This is a genomic window from Sneathiella sp. D3-11 (assembly GCF_055809395.1).
This window is the reverse complement of the sequence record NZ_CM147911.1, coordinates 3,352,166-3,367,609: the sequence shown is the minus strand read 5'-3', so window position 1 is coordinate 3,367,609 and position 15,444 is coordinate 3,352,166. Positions and strand designations below refer to the sequence as shown.

At 55.3% G+C, this 15,444-nt stretch carries 15 protein-coding genes; 5 read left to right on the top strand and 10 right to left on the bottom strand.

The genetic code is table 11. The features are described 5' to 3' along the window. Positions 1-35: 35 nt before the first annotated feature. A complete protein-coding gene (locus AC0L73_RS16990; RefSeq protein WP_473654341.1) occupies positions 36-1,553 on the bottom strand; it encodes a bifunctional metallophosphatase/5'-nucleotidase in 1,518 nt (505 codons plus the stop codon). A 59-nt stretch (positions 1,554-1,612) separates the two neighbouring features. On the opposite strand from AC0L73_RS16990, the gene AC0L73_RS16985 reads away from it, so the two are divergent. Further along, a complete protein-coding gene (locus AC0L73_RS16985; protein ID WP_227951627.1) occupies positions 1,613-2,020 on the top strand; it encodes an HIT domain-containing protein in 408 nt (135 codons plus the stop codon). On the opposite strand, the gene AC0L73_RS16980 is transcribed toward AC0L73_RS16985, so the two are convergent. Together AC0L73_RS16980 and AC0L73_RS16975 are read right to left on the bottom strand one after the other, a co-directional pair. After that, positions 2,015-2,599, bottom strand: a complete 585-nt coding sequence (locus AC0L73_RS16980) for a sarcosine oxidase subunit gamma family protein (protein ID WP_473654340.1) — start codon at positions 2,597-2,599, stop codon at positions 2,015-2,017. The genes AC0L73_RS16985 and AC0L73_RS16980 overlap by 6 nt on opposite strands. Then, the gene (locus AC0L73_RS16975) at positions 2,592-4,925 is read right to left on the bottom strand and encodes a glycine cleavage T C-terminal barrel domain-containing protein (RefSeq protein WP_473654339.1); all 2,334 of its coding nucleotides are present in this window, start codon (positions 4,923-4,925) and stop codon (positions 2,592-2,594) included. The genes AC0L73_RS16980 and AC0L73_RS16975 overlap by 8 nt, the downstream gene beginning before the upstream one ends. 121 nt (positions 4,926-5,046) lie before the next feature. Between AC0L73_RS16975 and AC0L73_RS16970 the strand changes: the two genes are divergently transcribed. Further along, positions 5,047-5,385 carry a MarR family winged helix-turn-helix transcriptional regulator gene (locus tag AC0L73_RS16970; protein ID WP_473654338.1) on the top strand — a complete coding sequence of 113 codons (339 nt, stop codon included), beginning with the start codon at positions 5,047-5,049 and terminating at the stop codon, positions 5,383-5,385. A gap of 61 nt (positions 5,386-5,446) precedes the next feature. Beyond that, the gene (locus AC0L73_RS16965; RefSeq protein ID WP_473654337.1) at positions 5,447-6,181 is read left to right on the top strand and encodes an SDR family oxidoreductase; all 735 of its coding nucleotides are present in this window, start codon (positions 5,447-5,449) and stop codon (positions 6,179-6,181) included. Here the strand turns inward: AC0L73_RS16965 and AC0L73_RS16960 are convergent. From AC0L73_RS16960 to AC0L73_RS16945, 4 genes are all read right to left on the bottom strand, one after another. Beyond that, positions 6,178-7,224, bottom strand: a complete 1,047-nt coding sequence (locus tag AC0L73_RS16960) for an alcohol dehydrogenase family protein (RefSeq protein WP_473654336.1) — start codon at positions 7,222-7,224, stop codon at positions 6,178-6,180. The two genes, AC0L73_RS16965 and AC0L73_RS16960, sit on opposite strands and share 4 nt — an antisense overlap. 119 nt (positions 7,225-7,343) lie before the next feature. After that, a complete protein-coding gene (locus AC0L73_RS16955) occupies positions 7,344-8,396 on the bottom strand; it encodes a DUF2332 domain-containing protein (protein WP_473654335.1) in 1,053 nt (350 codons plus the stop codon). Continuing rightward, positions 8,396-9,550 carry an MFS transporter gene (locus AC0L73_RS16950; RefSeq protein ID WP_473654334.1) on the bottom strand — a complete coding sequence of 385 codons (1,155 nt, stop codon included), beginning with the start codon at positions 9,548-9,550 and terminating at the stop codon, positions 8,396-8,398. Before AC0L73_RS16950 ends, AC0L73_RS16955 begins: the two co-directional genes overlap by 1 nt. A gap of 107 nt (positions 9,551-9,657) precedes the next feature. Then, on the bottom strand, positions 9,658-10,452 hold the full coding sequence (locus AC0L73_RS16945) for an N-acyl homoserine lactonase family protein (RefSeq protein ID WP_227951618.1): 795 nt from the start codon (positions 10,450-10,452) through the stop codon (positions 9,658-9,660). Positions 10,453-10,755: 303 nt separating this feature from the next. On the opposite strand from AC0L73_RS16945, the gene AC0L73_RS16940 reads away from it, so the two are divergent. Further along, positions 10,756-11,343 carry a hypothetical protein gene (locus AC0L73_RS16940; RefSeq protein WP_227951617.1) on the top strand — a complete coding sequence of 196 codons (588 nt, stop codon included), beginning with the start codon at positions 10,756-10,758 and terminating at the stop codon, positions 11,341-11,343. A gap of 40 nt (positions 11,344-11,383) precedes the next feature. After that, on the top strand, positions 11,384-12,019 hold the full coding sequence (locus AC0L73_RS16935) for a hypothetical protein (RefSeq protein ID WP_473654333.1): 636 nt from the start codon (positions 11,384-11,386) through the stop codon (positions 12,017-12,019). A 45-nt stretch (positions 12,020-12,064) separates the two neighbouring features. On the opposite strand, the gene AC0L73_RS16930 is transcribed toward AC0L73_RS16935, so the two are convergent. The 3 genes from AC0L73_RS16930 to AC0L73_RS16920 all read right to left on the bottom strand — a co-directional run bounded on the left by AC0L73_RS16930 (position 12,065) and on the right by AC0L73_RS16920 (position 15,363). After that, on the bottom strand, positions 12,065-12,979 hold the full coding sequence (locus AC0L73_RS16930) for a ketopantoate reductase family protein (protein WP_473654332.1): 915 nt from the start codon (positions 12,977-12,979) through the stop codon (positions 12,065-12,067). Positions 12,980-13,042: 63 nt separating this feature from the next. Beyond that, complete coding sequence (locus AC0L73_RS16925) at positions 13,043-14,065, bottom strand: mechanosensitive ion channel family protein (RefSeq protein ID WP_473654331.1); 1,023 nt, start codon at positions 14,063-14,065, stop codon at positions 13,043-13,045. Continuing rightward, positions 14,062-15,363, bottom strand: coding sequence for a DUF2254 domain-containing protein (locus AC0L73_RS16920; RefSeq protein WP_227951613.1), 1,302 nt, complete (start codon positions 15,361-15,363; stop codon positions 14,062-14,064). Before AC0L73_RS16920 ends, AC0L73_RS16925 begins: the two co-directional genes overlap by 4 nt. Between the last annotated feature and the right edge of the window lie 81 nt (positions 15,364-15,444).

Here is a 15,444-nt window from a genome sequence, read left to right as displayed (position 1 = left end):
TGGCGTGAAGCCTGCAGTTTTCTGTTTAAGCCGCGCTATTTCGCCGTGATACGTCCGCCGGTGACCTTATTGACGCCCCCCATGCTCCGGATGTAATTCATCACCGTCGTCGCCATCAGGGTTCCGCCCGAGGCGTTGATAAGCTGTTTCTTGCCCTTCAACACCGCATAGCCGTCGCCGCCATCGGCGATATAGTCATTGGTCGCCACGGTATAGGTTTTCTCCATATCCAGCGGCGCCCCGCCGACCATAACCTCGGTTACCCGGGACCCTGAAGGCAGGGTCTTGTCATAGGTGAAGGCAACGCCCGAGACCTGACCGAAACGCCCGGCCACATCTTCGACCTTGGAGACGGCCGTCTCCAGCATTTCCTTCACATTCGCACCCTTGAGTTCCACAAGGACGGTGACATTGCCAAAGGGCAACTCAGTCAGGATATCCTTGCGCGTTAATGTGGTGCCCGGATCATAGAGCCGGTCACCTCGAATACCGCCACCATTGGTAAAGCCGATATCCGCCTTCACTTCCGCGCGCATGGCATCGGCGATCAAGCTACCAAACGCAGCCTCGGCACTGCGAACAGTGGCCCGCGTCGTATCCAGCATTACCGCCGTCTTGCCGATGGCAACGCCAAGTTCCTTGTCTAGCGCGGCCTCATAATCATCGATGATTGCCTTGATTTCCAGGTCCGGAGTAACACCCTTCGTCGCTAACATTTTCCAGCTTGGCAGAACCGAGAGGCGCTTCTTGCCGCGACTTTCAATCCATTCGACATCAAGGTCAAGCACGCCGAGATAAATCCCGTCCGCGCCAGACTGCATGACAGATACGCCGTTTTTCACGAAGGTCGCCGCGACATGGTCATGGCCCGCCAACACCGCATGAAGTCCCTCCACCTGTCCGGTCAGGTCCTCATCCTTTGAAAGATCAAGATGTGTGAGCGCGACAATAATCTCCGCTCCCTGCTCCTGCAGCGACTTAACCGCCGCCTTCGATGTTTCGATCACATCAGCGAACTCGATATCCCTGCCCGGCTGAGAGAGATAAACCGTCTCCGGCGTCAGGATACCAAAGAAGCCGACCTTGAACCCGCCCATCTCTATAATCATGGCCGACTGCGCGCCCAGCGCCACCTTGCCCGATGCATCGATGACATTGGTGGCGAGCCAAGGAAAGTTCGATTCGGCAATCCGTTTGGCTGTCACCTCTGGCCCGAAGTCAAATTCATGATTGCCGAGTACCGCAATATCAGTTCCGACCGCATTCATCAGCGCGATCATCTCGGTTCCCTTGCTAAGGCCCGACATGATGGAGGGTGAGATCAAGTCACCGCCGAAGGTAACAATGGCATTAGGGGAACGCTCCTTCTCCGCCTTGATCAGGGTCGACAGCTCGGCAAAGCCACCATTTCCCTTGACCCCGGACAGTTGATAGATGTCATTGAAATGCAGGAAGGTCAGTTTTGTCGGTTCCGCCGACACAGACACGGTGAGCAACAGGAACACCGGTGCCAACAGAATGAGCACGCGGCTAAAAAGCGATTTATGTTTCATGTGATTTCCCTTACCCTGATCGAGTTTTCGGATTTCCCATTATCGCAGGAATTATGACGATGTTCCAGCTTCATTCCCAGCTTGCCAAAGATACCTCTCTCATCATGAATTTACCGCTCTCGCGGGTCCTGCTGATGAATGACGCGCGCTTTCCCTGGATCATCCTGGTGCCGGAGCGAGCAGACCTTGTCGATCTCCATGATTTGACCCATGACGACTACAACGCGCTAACGCGGGAAATACGCGGGGCATCCAAGGCAATGGCAGCGCTCTTCAAGGCGGACAAGATGAATGTTGCAACGCTCGGCAATATGGTACCGCAGCTTCATGTCCATATCATCGTCCGCTATCGCAGTGATGCCGCCTGGCCCGCCCCGGTCTGGGGCAAGGGAACAGCCGAGCTTTATGAGGCAGAAGCAGCAGAGACGCGAATAGAGGACATTCGTAAGGCGCTGGAAAGCCTATAATACCTCATAGCCGAACTGCGCCGCCCGCCGGGTGAGCCAGCGCCAGAGTTCCGCCGCGTGGGAGCGCGGGAGGAGCAGATCATAATGTGCCTTGTCCGGCCGCAGCAGCAGGACATTAATCCCGCCGATATCAGTTGTCATCACCTGCCCGACGGCGAATGCGCTCTCTCGGACGTCTTCGCGGATGCCTCGCCGGAGAAGTGCCGCGACTTGCGGACCACCAAGACGAAGCAAACATTTACTATGGCCGAGCGGGACGACACAACCCTCCTCCGGTGTGATGGCAACCTCCAGTATATCCGCCGGTGCCGCCTCCCCAAGATAGGCAAGCCGGTCCTCGCTAAGATGCAGTAGCCTCCCCTCTTTCAGCCGTTGCGACCCACCTTCTTCTGGTAAATCGCTAATGCTCAGCAGTTCCGCGAGTTTGGAGCGAAGGCTGTCCTGCTTCCAATCCCAGAGGGTAACCTCCAGATAGGAGAAATCCTTTATCTCCAAAAGAGTGACGCCCGGCACCTTATCCAGCTTGCCAAAGCGTCCATGAATACGCTCCCCGCGTAGGGTGGAATTACGGTCAACCATGGCCTATCTCCCGTCGCGGCAGGACACGCGGCGACTGCACCTTGACGTCGATCACTGCTTGCCCGTCTGCCGTGGCGGCGCGGATCAGGGTTCCCTCCCGCGCACGACCGTCACTCAAAAGCGCCAGCGCAATCTCCCGATCATGGCTGGGGCTGTAGCAAGCAGAGGTAATCTCCCCGATGCCCGGACCCGTTGCCTCCGTGCCGTCACCCTCATAGAGGTTCATTCTGACGCTGAGTGGCGGAGTCGCCTTCCCCTCCACCTCATAGGAGACAGATTTCAATCCGACAAGCTGCCACCGAGCGCGATGCCTCCCTTCCAGCCGTTCCGGTGGCGCAAGGCCGAGGTCAGCCGCAGTGGCTGTGCCGTTCATCTCACGCGGGCCGGGGCGCCCCGCCTCAATCCGCAAAGTCTCCCGCGCTGCCGTGCCGGCAAGGGTTAAACCCTGCGCTTTTCCTTTCTCCAGCAGCAGGTTCCAGAGGATATCCGCATAGCCCGAACGCGTATAAATCTCGAAACCTGAGCCGATGGCGAGATTGATCCGGGCAAGACGGATCGGCAATTCATCCTGCGTAAAATCGCGGAACGCCATCCGTGGTAACGCCTTCCCCATCACCGACATGGGCAGACTATCGGCCAGCAAAGCTTCCGACTTCGGCCCCATCAGTGCGACACCGCCCCATTCATCCGTCACGTCCGTCATCTGCAAGCGCAGTGGCCTTTCCGAAGCGGCCACCAAAGTGTCGAGCTGGTTGCGCACGGTCAGCAATGACCCCGCCGTCGTGGAAAGCAGGAAGTGCTGCGGCGCGAGGCACCAACCAAGAACAGAAGCAAGCACAATTCCGTTTTCCTGCGTCAGCAAAGCAGGACGCATCCGCCCCGGCGCAAGTTCCGCCCGTTCCCCGAAAGCGCGGGCGAGCAATCCAGCCGCATCAGGCCCCTGCAGATCGATCTTGCCAAGATGGGAAAGGTCCGCCATGGCAACATCCGTCCACGCGGCCCGTGCCTCCCGATGACGCGCCGCTTTCAAGGTCTCATCTTTTGCAGGGTACGCAGCAGCGAGTTGCCAGCCTTGCGAAGGACGATGCAAAGCCCCCGCTCGCTTCTGCGCCTCATAAAGCGGGCCGCGCCGAATTTGAGAGAGGGTTTCCGGCCTTGGATTGACCATATCCTCCCCTTCAGGGTTTTCCGGTATGACGCGCGGGAAAACGCCTGCTGACTGGATCAGGCTGTCACACTCAAGATGGATATCGCGGTTAAGTGGATCGGATCCCGCCTTTTGGATCACTATGCCCTGAATATGCCGGAACCCGATGGCGCGAACAACCCGGTGATGCGGATAGAGCGGGATGCCAGCACGGCGCGCGAAATGATGGCAGACGGAGGGGACGTTTTCGCGCGCATCAATAATCGCAGTGGGTTTTATCCCTCGCGCAAGCAGCGACGCCGCGAGCCGATACCCGTCTGTATGCCCGACATAAAGCACCATACAATGCCCTGGTAAAACAGCATAGCGACCGATCAGGGAAAGAGCATATTCTAGATTAAAAATTCCCTGCAATAAATTATTTTGAAAAGAAAAAATCTGATCTTCATATCCAGTTTCGATGATCATTTCCCGCGCCTCAATTTGGCGGAACCGGCGATCCGGTAAATGCGGATTGCGTGTTGATAAATGCCGCTGCGGACGTTCCTCCGCATGAAGACGTCTTTCCCCTATTCTCTGTAAGGCCGTGGTTCGGGAAAGCATCCGGACATTCGATAGAACTGAGAGACGCGCGAGCGCCTGCCGCCGCCATTCGCCGGGCGCAAGGCCATCAATCCATTCATCGTCATAAAGCAAACTGCCGCCGAAATCGAAATCCCTCTCTACCAAAATTACATCCTGCCCGGCCTCTGCCTTCTCCAGCGCGAGGGTCAACCCGGCCGGACCACTGCCAACAACAAGGCAATCCGTATGGTCATAGACATATTCTGTTTCCAGTTCCGCATCCGTTTCTGCGGAAGGCGCATAGCCCGGCAGAAAACGGCGAAAATGGCCGTTGGTCCGCTGCCGGGCCGCAAGATCGTCATACAGTTCCTGTGTCACGGGACGGGTGGCGGCAGGTTTTTCTCCGCCGCGGAGGAGAGAGACATTCTCCGGTACGTTAATCCCGTAGGCGAGCAACGCAGAGGCAAGTGTATCCCCCGAAAATCCGCGATAGCCACGCCCACCAAAGCGAAACGGCACCAGCCGGCTGCGATCTACCGCACCACCGCTGATCCTGTAGGCAGGCTGGACTTGTCCACCCGGAATTCTCAATTTAATTGGCCAGATACGCGCCATCACTACTCATCCTTATTCCGCTTCCTTTCTAACAGGAACGGACAGTTTTACACTACACAGGATTATAGTACATATTGTGGCATTCATTTGGTGTTCTCCAAGGAGATATAAAAGAAAAGAAATGTCAAAAGAATTGAACAAGATACTACGAGTTCTTGAGGAACTACGAAAGATAGATCCGGAGATGCAGCTGCAAATGGCCGCAACGTTAATTCTTGTGGCCAATAAGCAAGGAATAACAATGAAAGAGCTTTCAAAAACACTTGGTATCTCCCAAGCTTCATGCTCAAGAAATGTGGCGGCATTGTCGAAATGGCACCGGCTCAACAAACCGGGACATGACTTAGTTTACGCTTCGGAAGATCCGGCAGAGAGACGTCGCAAGATTGTTTTCCTGACCCCTAAAGGTGAGCAAGTAGCTGAAGCCTTATGTTCATTGATAAGCGCCAACGATTATTGACAGATATCCCCACAGGGCCTAGCCTTTTTCGGCGCAGTACCGTCAACATAAGGATAATAATATGACGAAACAATCCTGTCTTGTCGTCGGCGCGGGAGATGCGACCGGCGGAGCCATCGCCAGACGATTTGCCCGCGAAGGGTTTGAAACCTGCATCGTCCGTCGCGCCCGGCATATCGATGACCTGAACAAGCTTGCCGAGGATATTGGCAAGGATGGCGGCAGCGCCCATGCCTTCGGTGTCGATGCCCGCGATGAGGAAGAAATGGTCGATCTGTTCGCGAAGATCGAGAAGGACGTCGCCCCGCTTGGGGCCGTCATCTTCAATATCGGTGGCAATGTCAATTTCCCGATTACCGAGATGACAAGCCGTGTGTATCGCAAGGTTTGGGAGATGAGCAGCTTTGCCGGCTTCCTGACCGGACGGGAGGCGGCGAAAGCCATGCTGCCGCGTGGAAAAGGCACCATCCTCTTTACCGGGGCAACAGCCTCAATCCGTGGTGGGGCGGGATATTCTGCCTTCGCCGGCGCCAAGCATTCGCTCCGCGCCCTCGCCCAGAGTCTCGCACGGGAACTGGGGCCGCAGGGCATTCATGTCGCGCATATCATTATCGACGGGGCCATCGATACACAGTTTGTCGCGGAACGCTTCCCCGAACGCTATGCACTTCGCGAGAAAGATGGCATCTTACAGCCCGAAGATATCGCCGAGAATTACTGGAACCTCCACAGCCAGAACCGTTCCGCATGGACTCATGAGATGGATCTGCGCCCCTGGATGGAGAAAATGGCCTAAGGCACCGTCAGGACAATCTTGCCGACATAGCCCTTCTCGCCAAAGACTGCCTGTGCATCGCCGATATTGCGCAAGGTGAATGTCTCGGCCACCAGCGGTCGTATCTCCTTGCGTTCTATCCGGCGGACCAGATTGCCGAAGACCTCGGCGTTAAGAACAGTGCAGCCGAAAAAGCTTAAATCCTTGAGATAAAGGGTGCGGATATCCAGCTCGACAATCGGTCCGCCAATGGCCCCTGCAACCGCGTAACGCCCTCCCTGCCTAAGAATATCCAGCAGGGTGGGCCATTTCTCACCCGCAACGAGGTCGACAACCACATCCACGCTGTTTTGGCCAAGTTCGGCAACAAAATCATCGTTCCGACCAAGAATTCTTTCGGCGCCAAGATCAGTAATCGCCTGCGCCTTGGACAGGCTTGTCACTGCGATGACTTTCGCGCCGCGGGCACGGGCGAGCTGCACCGTGGCCGACCCCACACCGCCGGAGGCGCCAGTCACCAGAACCGTCTCCCCCTCCTTGACGCCAGCGCGGGTCAGCATATTTTCGGCGGTGGAATAGGAGCAGGGAAAGGAAGCTAATTCTACATCTGTTAATTCGCTGTCGATTGCATAGGCGTGACGGGCGGCAACTTTTGTATATTGCGCAAACCCGCCGTCACATTCGGAGCCGAAATACCACGGCGGATCCAGCAAGTCGCCGTCGGCTTCTCGGATACAGGGTTCAATCAAAACCCTCTCGCCTACGCGGGCGGAATCGACAGCGTCACCGACAGCAACGATATGCCCGCAGACGTCCGCTCCCTGAATACGCGGAAAAGAAAGCGGTTGTCCCGACCAACTGGCATCTTCGCTATCGGCACTTCCCTTGGAGTACCAGGCAAGCCGCGTATTGATATCCGTATTGTTGACGCCTGCTGCCGACACCTGGATCAGAACATCTTGCGGGCCCGGTTTTGGCATGGGGAGATCCTCCCGCCATTCAAGAACCTCAGGTCCGCCATGTCCTGTGAGGACAACGCCCTGCATCTTGGTGGGTAGGGTCATGGGTTCCTCCGGATGCAATGTCATTTTCATTGCTTTGAGTTGAGAGCTGCTATTCTGTATGTCGATTTTGGCTTGTCCTGCCATGTAGGATCAGGCCATCCATAGTCAATGGCAAAGGCTTACTTCGGCCAGCCCTGCCAATCGATCCAGCGGCCGTGAAAATCGGCACGCCCGACCAGATGCTCCTCTCCTGACGGCCAGAGGATGAGCGTCAGGCCGGTGCCGGGAGACTTTCCGTCAATCTCCATGCGTGCCCAGGCGAGCGGCGCGTCCTTCGTCGCCCGTGCCCCGGCGGCGCGGATGATTTCCTCTCCCCGTGCCCGGGCCTCCTCCGGCAGATACTGCCAGGCAATCGTGCTGTAGATAACATGGGCGACACCTTTCATCGGCTCCGCTGTGCGCGTTTTAAGCCAGTCGAGGGCGTCGGCCTTCTCCACCTTCTCCGGTTGATGCGCGGCAATATCGAAGGCCGCGCGGGTGCGCTGCAAACGGTCCGCCTGATCCGGCCAGATGAAGGACAGCATTCGCTCCCGATCAGCGGCATTACCCGGATCGACGGGAAGTAGATCGCATCCGGCCCGCGTGTGAATATCGAGGGCGACGTCAGGCGCCGCATCGCCCAGCCATTTCGGCGCGATATGAACAGCCGATGCAGGATCACCAAAACTGTCTTCGCCTAGTGTGATATGAAATTCATCGAGGAAAAGGTTAAGTCCCGCGCTCGCCCCGACCTCAGACAGGACAAGCGGCAGGCCGGTCTGGCGAGTCACCTCCAGAAACATTGGCAGGGTCGCGCCGACGCGCCGTACCTCGTTGGTTTGCGGCGGGCCCTTTAGGCGATCGAGAATAAAGGACTCTTCGTCAACCAGCGCCCCCGCGATGGCAGCCCAAAGATCGTCATCGGAAACGCCGCCATGATGCGGCGGATAGACGGCGGCGAGCGTCTTGCTTTTTCCCGTCAGCACCAGCGCATGCAACGCGCCGCAGAGACGGAGCGGGACTGAATCCCCGAGCGCGGAGGCATCCCCCTCCCAGCCGAGGATGGTACCGGCAACGGCGCCACCATCGAGCCGGGCGCTCGCGAGGCGGCACACTCTTGCGGTAAAAACAGAGCCGAGCTTCTCGCAGGCTTCCCCTTGATCGCTGAAAATTTCCCGTATAGATCTGGCCATTAATCCTGTCCTCCAGTTGTATGTTTCCCTTGCCGCATCGCAACGACGGACGTGATAAAAATGAGCGCGCAACCCGCGAGAACGCCAAGCGAGACCAGCGGCAGATCATCATATCCCCAGCGCACGGAGACGAAATTCGAAATCCAGGAGCCGACAGAAATGCCAAGATAAAGTGCCGCGGCATTGAGCGCGAGCAGCAGGCTACGCCGCTCTGGGTCGATATTGGCGATGCGCTGCTGCTGCGGTGAGTGGAACATCATCCCAAAGGCAGACCAGATCACGATGGCGATAAAAGCGAGCCACAAGTTCGGGCCAATCGCCCAGATCATCAAAAAACCCGCGCCAAGCCCGATAAGGGTGATGAAAATAACCCTGTCCGGTCCGAAGCGGTCACTCAGCCGCCCGGCAAAGACATTGCCCAGCACCCCGTTGATCCCATAAGCCAAGAGTACCAGCGCGATCAGGTCTTCAGCGAGGCCAAATTTATGCGACATAAAAGGCGCGATCAGGGCGTAGGTGCTGAAAATCGCGGTCATCTGCAGAAAGGTGGTGAACACCGCAAAGGAGGAACGAACGTGCGTCAGCGCCTCAACAATATGAGAGAACCGGATCGGCGCGCCGGCCTGCCGGTCCTTCACAAAATAGAGGATAGACGCCATGGAACTCAGCGCCACCAAAGCCAGTAAAAGATGTACCAGACGCCAGCTCATTAAAGTGCCGAGATAAGCGGAAATCGGCGTGCCGAGAACAGAAGCGAAGGTCAGTCCGGCGAAAACGATCCCCATGGCCCTGCCCTGCTGCTCCGGTGGGGCGAGGCCAGCGCCAATGGCGGAGCACATCGGACTGATCGCGGCTGCGCTGAGGCCCATCAGCCCGCGCGAAATAAACAACATCTCGTAACTTGTAGATGCCGCCCCCAATACCAATGCGAGCGCCAGAAGGCCAAGCCCCGTACAAAGTATTTTTATTCGCGCAAACCCGCTGAAAATCACCTGTGTTAGCGGCGCGGCAATAGCGAAGGCGAGCGCAAAGACTGTCACCAGAAAGGCAATATCCGAGGGCGGCACCTGAAGCCCGTCCGATATCTGCCAGGTCAGCGCAATAACCGAAAGACTGGATGTGCCGACCATGAAATAGGCGGAGCTGAGCGACACTAACGCCCAGAGCGGAAAAGGTTTTTTTGTTATTGTTGTCGTTTCCATGCGCGGGAGAATAGCAAATGTCTCACCGCCGACCTAGCGCGAAATACCGCGCACTCCACTCATAATTTCGGTTCCGCATGGAGCTGAACGATATTCTCCGATCCGCCGTCAATGATGGGATACCACGCACGGGTTAAGGGATCATGCCCCGGGATGATATGATTATCGCTATCAGCAAGCGAGCGCAGCGTATCGTAGCCGCGCAATGTCTGTTCCATATCCACAACGATGGGGAACGGCTTTCCGGTGCGGTAATTCTCATAAAAATGGCTGCTGTCGGAAGCCAGCACCACCCAGCCCCGCCGGGTCCGCACGCGCACACATTGCTGCCCGCGTGTATGCCCGCCGATCAGATGGACCTCCACCCCCGGCGCGACTTCCCTTGCCCCCTCGCAGAACTCGACATTACCCGCATAAAGAGAGCGAACCATCTCGATCACATGCTCCCCGGTGAAAGGATGGCGCAGCGCGTCATGGCACATGCAGGGGCCGGTGACATATTCAATCTCCGCCGGTTGCACATAGAGTTTGGCGTTGCGAAATTCATAGAGCGATCCGGCATGGTCATAATGCATATGGGTCACAATGACCTTGTCGATACTCGATGGCGGCAGGCCGAAATCGGTCAGCATCTGCGCCGGTGTCTGTATGATCGGTCGGTTGCGGAGCTTCCCCTCCTCCGCATCGAAGCCGGTATCGACAAGAATAGTCTGACCGCCATTCTTCAGAACCCAGACATAGAAATCGATAGGGTGCGGCGCATCGTGATCATCGGCGAACAGAAAAGATTCCCGCCGCGTCCGGTTTTCCTTCGCCGCATAGCGTAGCGCGTATATTTCCCAAGTATCGTTCATAATCCCTCCCTCACCGGCCTTTGCGCCGTTTTTGTTTATTATCATTCGAGAATACGATGTTCGATGCGGGATGCAACAGGCTATATTGTCGTAACTCTCGCTTCGCCTGAGAAAAAGATAAAGAGGATCGGTGAAAACTGATCTTTTTTGAATAACTGCAGGCTATGTAAAACAGGTGAAAATTCATCCATAAATGGATTAGACCTTGCGGACCGCCTCCCGATACTTTATCGAAAAAGTAGAAAAATATATGAATCAACACTCAATTTTTATTGCTCCACAATAATAAATCAGGATCGGGATATGAAATACTTTGCTGTTGTCGCTTTTGCATTGGCTCTCACCGCTTGCGCCGCCGGGACAAATTTTCAGAAATTGGGACCGGATCAACTTGCCTATGGAAAAAGCACCTCTGTTGACGTCGTCCAGAAACAAGGCTCACCAACTAACACGGGAACAACAACAAAAAATGGAACGTCCTTTGACTTTGTTGCCTATGTATTCGCAGATGCTGGTGGCAAACCCGATACAGAGAATGTGACGCCAGCTCGTGGGCAAACTTTCTATTTCAAAGATGATATTTTGGTAGGGAGCGACTTTACGAGTTCCTGGGAAAGCGACTCAACCAATTTTGACGAGAGTAAAATCGACATGATTAAAAAGGGTTCGACAACGGTCGACGAATTGGTCGCGCTTTTCGGACAACCGAACGGTGAGTATATCTATCCCTTTGTCGCCAATGAAGGAGAGCGAGCCAAAGTATACATACATTCACAGACGACCGTAACAGGACTGGAAGTTTCATCAAAAAGAAAAGAACTCATCGTAACCTATAGTCCCGCAACCAATGTTGTTACCGATGTTGAATTTAACAAGGCTGGCATTGAATAATATTATATCATTGGCAAGAAATTTCGCGTGGTAAACCACAATGATCGCTCCCGCCTATGTGTATTGTAAAATCCGGTTTGAGACCATGAAATCTGGCATCTTTGCTGTCTTGTGTCTGGTTCTTCTCAATGCGTGCGCTGCGCCAAAATTAGACCAGAACTTCATCTATTCAGCGGCAAGTCCGAATGCAATGATTGCTGTGCGTGACTATCGAATAAAGAAAGGCGCGACTGTTACCATACGCAAAGTTAATATGGCAACAGGCGAGCTTTTCGGTAGAGCTTTAATTCTAGGTGACAACAAAACCACGAGTACGCCTGCATTTCATATGAAGGAGCTTCCTCCCGGAGTTTATTCGATTGTTGCTATTACAACGACAAGCCAAGTCAGCTTTAGACGTTATGTAAATCACAAATGCTATTCACCTATACTAGAGGTTTTTGAGATTTCCGCTGGCAAGATCAACGCGGTAAAGGTCGGAAAACTCCGGCCAGGAACGTCACTTCCAGAGCCGGAGCTTGATAAAATATTAAGTACCTTTGCGGGAATAACCGCGCCGGTAAGGCAAGCAAAACTGCTCGGGTATCTCGACGTAAAAGGGAGAGAATGCCGAAGCAAAATGCGTGAAGATATTAAAGTAAAAGTACTGAAGATAAGTATGGGCACGGCAACCTAATTTATAACGGTTCAGCGATACCCAGCACACTCTGATATACGAAGTTCAATCCCCCCGCCCCTGCACTACCGCCATATGGGTATAGGCGATTTTTAGGAGGGGGCAATCGATGTTCTCTGGCGCGCCTTTTTCGATCAGGTCGCCGAGAATATGTTCATGCTCCGTGCGGAGGCCGCCGACAAGATCGCGCATCATTGAGGCGGTAAAGATCGAGCCCTCTTTTGTCAGCATGGCAAGCTGCCCGGCCTGCACTTTCTCAGGGATCGGATGGCTGTTCGCGGCGGCAATGGCGCAGGCCTCGGCATGGGTGCGGCGGGACATCTCCGCGCCGTAGCGGGTCGCGACAATCTCCCCGATGGAGCCAAGGCAAAGCGTTGTCATGGCCGCAAGCGTCGCCAGCATCACCCATTTCTCCCAAAGGGACTGCTCGATATCTTCGCTATAGGTGAAGTTGAAATCTGCCTTCTCGCAAAGCGCGGCAAACTCCCGCGCGGTCGCTTCCTGTGCGGTTGTGCGATGACCAACAATGAGCCCGCCAAGATCGCCCAGACGCTTGACCGCGCCCGTCTCCGTAATCATCGCCGCGATATGGGCAACGCCGCCCATTACCCGATCTTTGCCATATCTGCCATCCAGAAATTCAAGATGGTTGTAGCCATTCAGGAACGGCAGAAACAGCCCCTTCCCGCTCGCCTTTTCGAGAGAGTTCAGCGAGTCCCTCAAGTCATATGATTTCGGCGCGAGCATGATCAGGTCATAATCGGGCGTCAATTGATCGGCGGTCAGTGATTTCGGGTGTACGGTGAAGCTGCCGCCATCATTCTCGATGGTGAGGCCATTTTCAGAGATCAGCTTGTGCCGTTTGTCGCGTAAGAGGAAGGTAATATCCGCCCCCGCCTGCATCAGTTTCGCGCCAAAATATCCGCCCACGCCCCCGGCGCCTACGATCAGTATCTTCATGAATGTTGCCTCAACCATTTTCCCGAGTTTTAAAGTGATCGATCCTCTATGGGACTTTTGCGCTTACTTATCAATCAGCAATGTACCCGACTTGGAATTGTCTCGCGGCTTTTCTGCTTCCGGGTCATTCTGGCTGATGGTCAGCTTTGGTGGCGGCGGGCCTGCGACCACCTCCTCAGTCTCTGGTGGTGTGGTTGTAGCGGCGGTGGGGCTGCCCCCCAGCTTCGGCGTGCCATCGGTACTCTGGTAATAGATCAGCTGTGGATCAGTCGGATCAATGTCATTTGCCTCAAACGCTTCCTTGATGGCGCGGACCACGCGTGAACGGGTCACCACCTCGGCGGAGCGTTCGGAATTAATCCACCAGCGGACCTTCATCGCGAGGGAGGTTGAGCCCAGGTTCCAGCAGAGGATCTGTGGCGGCGGATCGGTCAGGATTTCATCCACCTGCTCTAGCGAATTCTCGATGATAGTGGTCATCTTGCCAATATCATAGATATAACCAACCGTCAGGTCGATCTCGACCCGGCGCTTCTTCTGCGAGGTATGGACAACGACGGTGCCGGTATAGATTGTCGTGTTCGGAACGACAATATCCCGGCCATCATAGGTCCGAATAACTGTCGCCCGCGGTTCAATGCGCAGGACTGTCCCTTCCGCATCGCCGACTTTTATCTGATCGCCGCGCCGGAACGGCATCCTGAGCAGGATCAGTAATCCCGCCAGCCAGTTCTGCAGAATATCCTTGAAGGCGAAACCGAGTGCGAGTGAGCCGATGCCAAGGCTTGCCAGCATATCTGCAGGCTTGACGGAGGGAAAGACAATGGTCATTGACAAAAGAAGGCCAAAAACAATCACCGCCCAGAAACTGAAACTGGAAAGGATGAGCCCAAGGTCCCGCCGGTCCGTGCGACGGAAATACGCCACCACCAGATGCTTCACCATATATGCCAGAAGGCTGAACAGGATCATCGCAAGCAGGCCGACAATCATATTGGGAACAAGCCCGTAGAATGTGTCCGCCCAGTTCCTGATCGTCTCCTGTGCGAGAGTTACCCCTGTGGCAAGAGGTTCGGCATTATTCATTTCGCGCCCTTCTCTTGCTGCTCCCGAACAGCTTTACGGATGGCGGGCGGCAGCACTTCGACCACACTCTCGATATCTTCGGGCAATTGGTTTGACTTTTCAACTTCTCGTATCAGCAAGAGTGCGTGTTCAGTTAGCAGGTTCTGGACCCCCTTCCCACAGGTCGCGCAGAGCCGCGCATAGGCCCGTGCGATACAGATCGCCATCAGGATATTACCGCCCGAGGCCTGACGCAGCGGATGGAACGCCTGGTTGATCAGGTTGCCGATGGACAGCTGCGGGATCATAAGCCGGATGTTACCCTCCTCATCCTTGTGGATGGAAGCGGTGGCAGCCTCCTGCGTGTCCGCCTGAGACAGGGCGTCCGAAATGCCATCAACCGTGGCAATGGCCGTGTAAGTATCATTGACGCCGGGCGACAGCGCCCTGAGTGCAATTTCCAGCAGCAGATTGACGGAGAACTCAATCGGGCTGTCTTCCGAGCGGGAGGGGCGGATCGAGATCTGCTTCTGGATGGAATCCACGGTATCTTCATCCAGCTCCTTCGTCGCCTTAATCATGACTTCCTCGCCAAGGGTATAAGCGCCGCGCGCTTTCTGGATCTCCAGCGTTACGTCAGCCTTTGTCGCGATTTCCGTCAGTTTATCTTCATTGAGGGACCCGAGATAACCGGGTTTACCGGCGGTAATGTCGAAAACGAAGTCATCGACCTTTTCCACGGCTTTTTTACGCTCCTTATTCTCTTCTTCTCCCCGGCTCTTGTTCCGGGCATCAAGGGCGGCCTTCAGTTTTTTCGTGATGGCGGCGATTTCATCATCGATGGCAACGCTTTCAGAGACATTTCTGACAAAATAGATAAGCTGCATCACGCAGAGCGTCGCCAGAACCTCAGCCCCGAGGATAGTGAGGTTCGGTACAAAGTCGCTCTTAACGAAGGTCGTGGCCAGCAGGGCATAAATAAAGGTTCCACCGAAGATGCCGGCCGTCACCTGGTTCACGATATCAGAGGTAAATCGTTTCAGCATTCGCGGCGCGAGATTGCCCGCCGCCAGGGCAAACACCACAAGAACGATTGAGTAGGTCAGCGTCAGAGCCGACATCGCCCCACCGGCGATCACCGAGAGGATTGTGCGGGCCGTTTCCGGCGCTAGGTCCTGCAAATACGGATCAAGCGCCCGGAGACTCCAGAAACTCTCTCCATAGCCAATTACTAATGCAAAGGCGCCAATCGACAGGGCAATCCCCGCCGGAATGGTTTGCAGCATCACGAACGGATGGCGCAGGAATGCAAAATTCATTGTATCTTACACATGTTTGAGTACCCTCTTGCTTGTCGCAAGCTAAACACGATGCTCGGGATTTTCATAGTCAAATCAGTA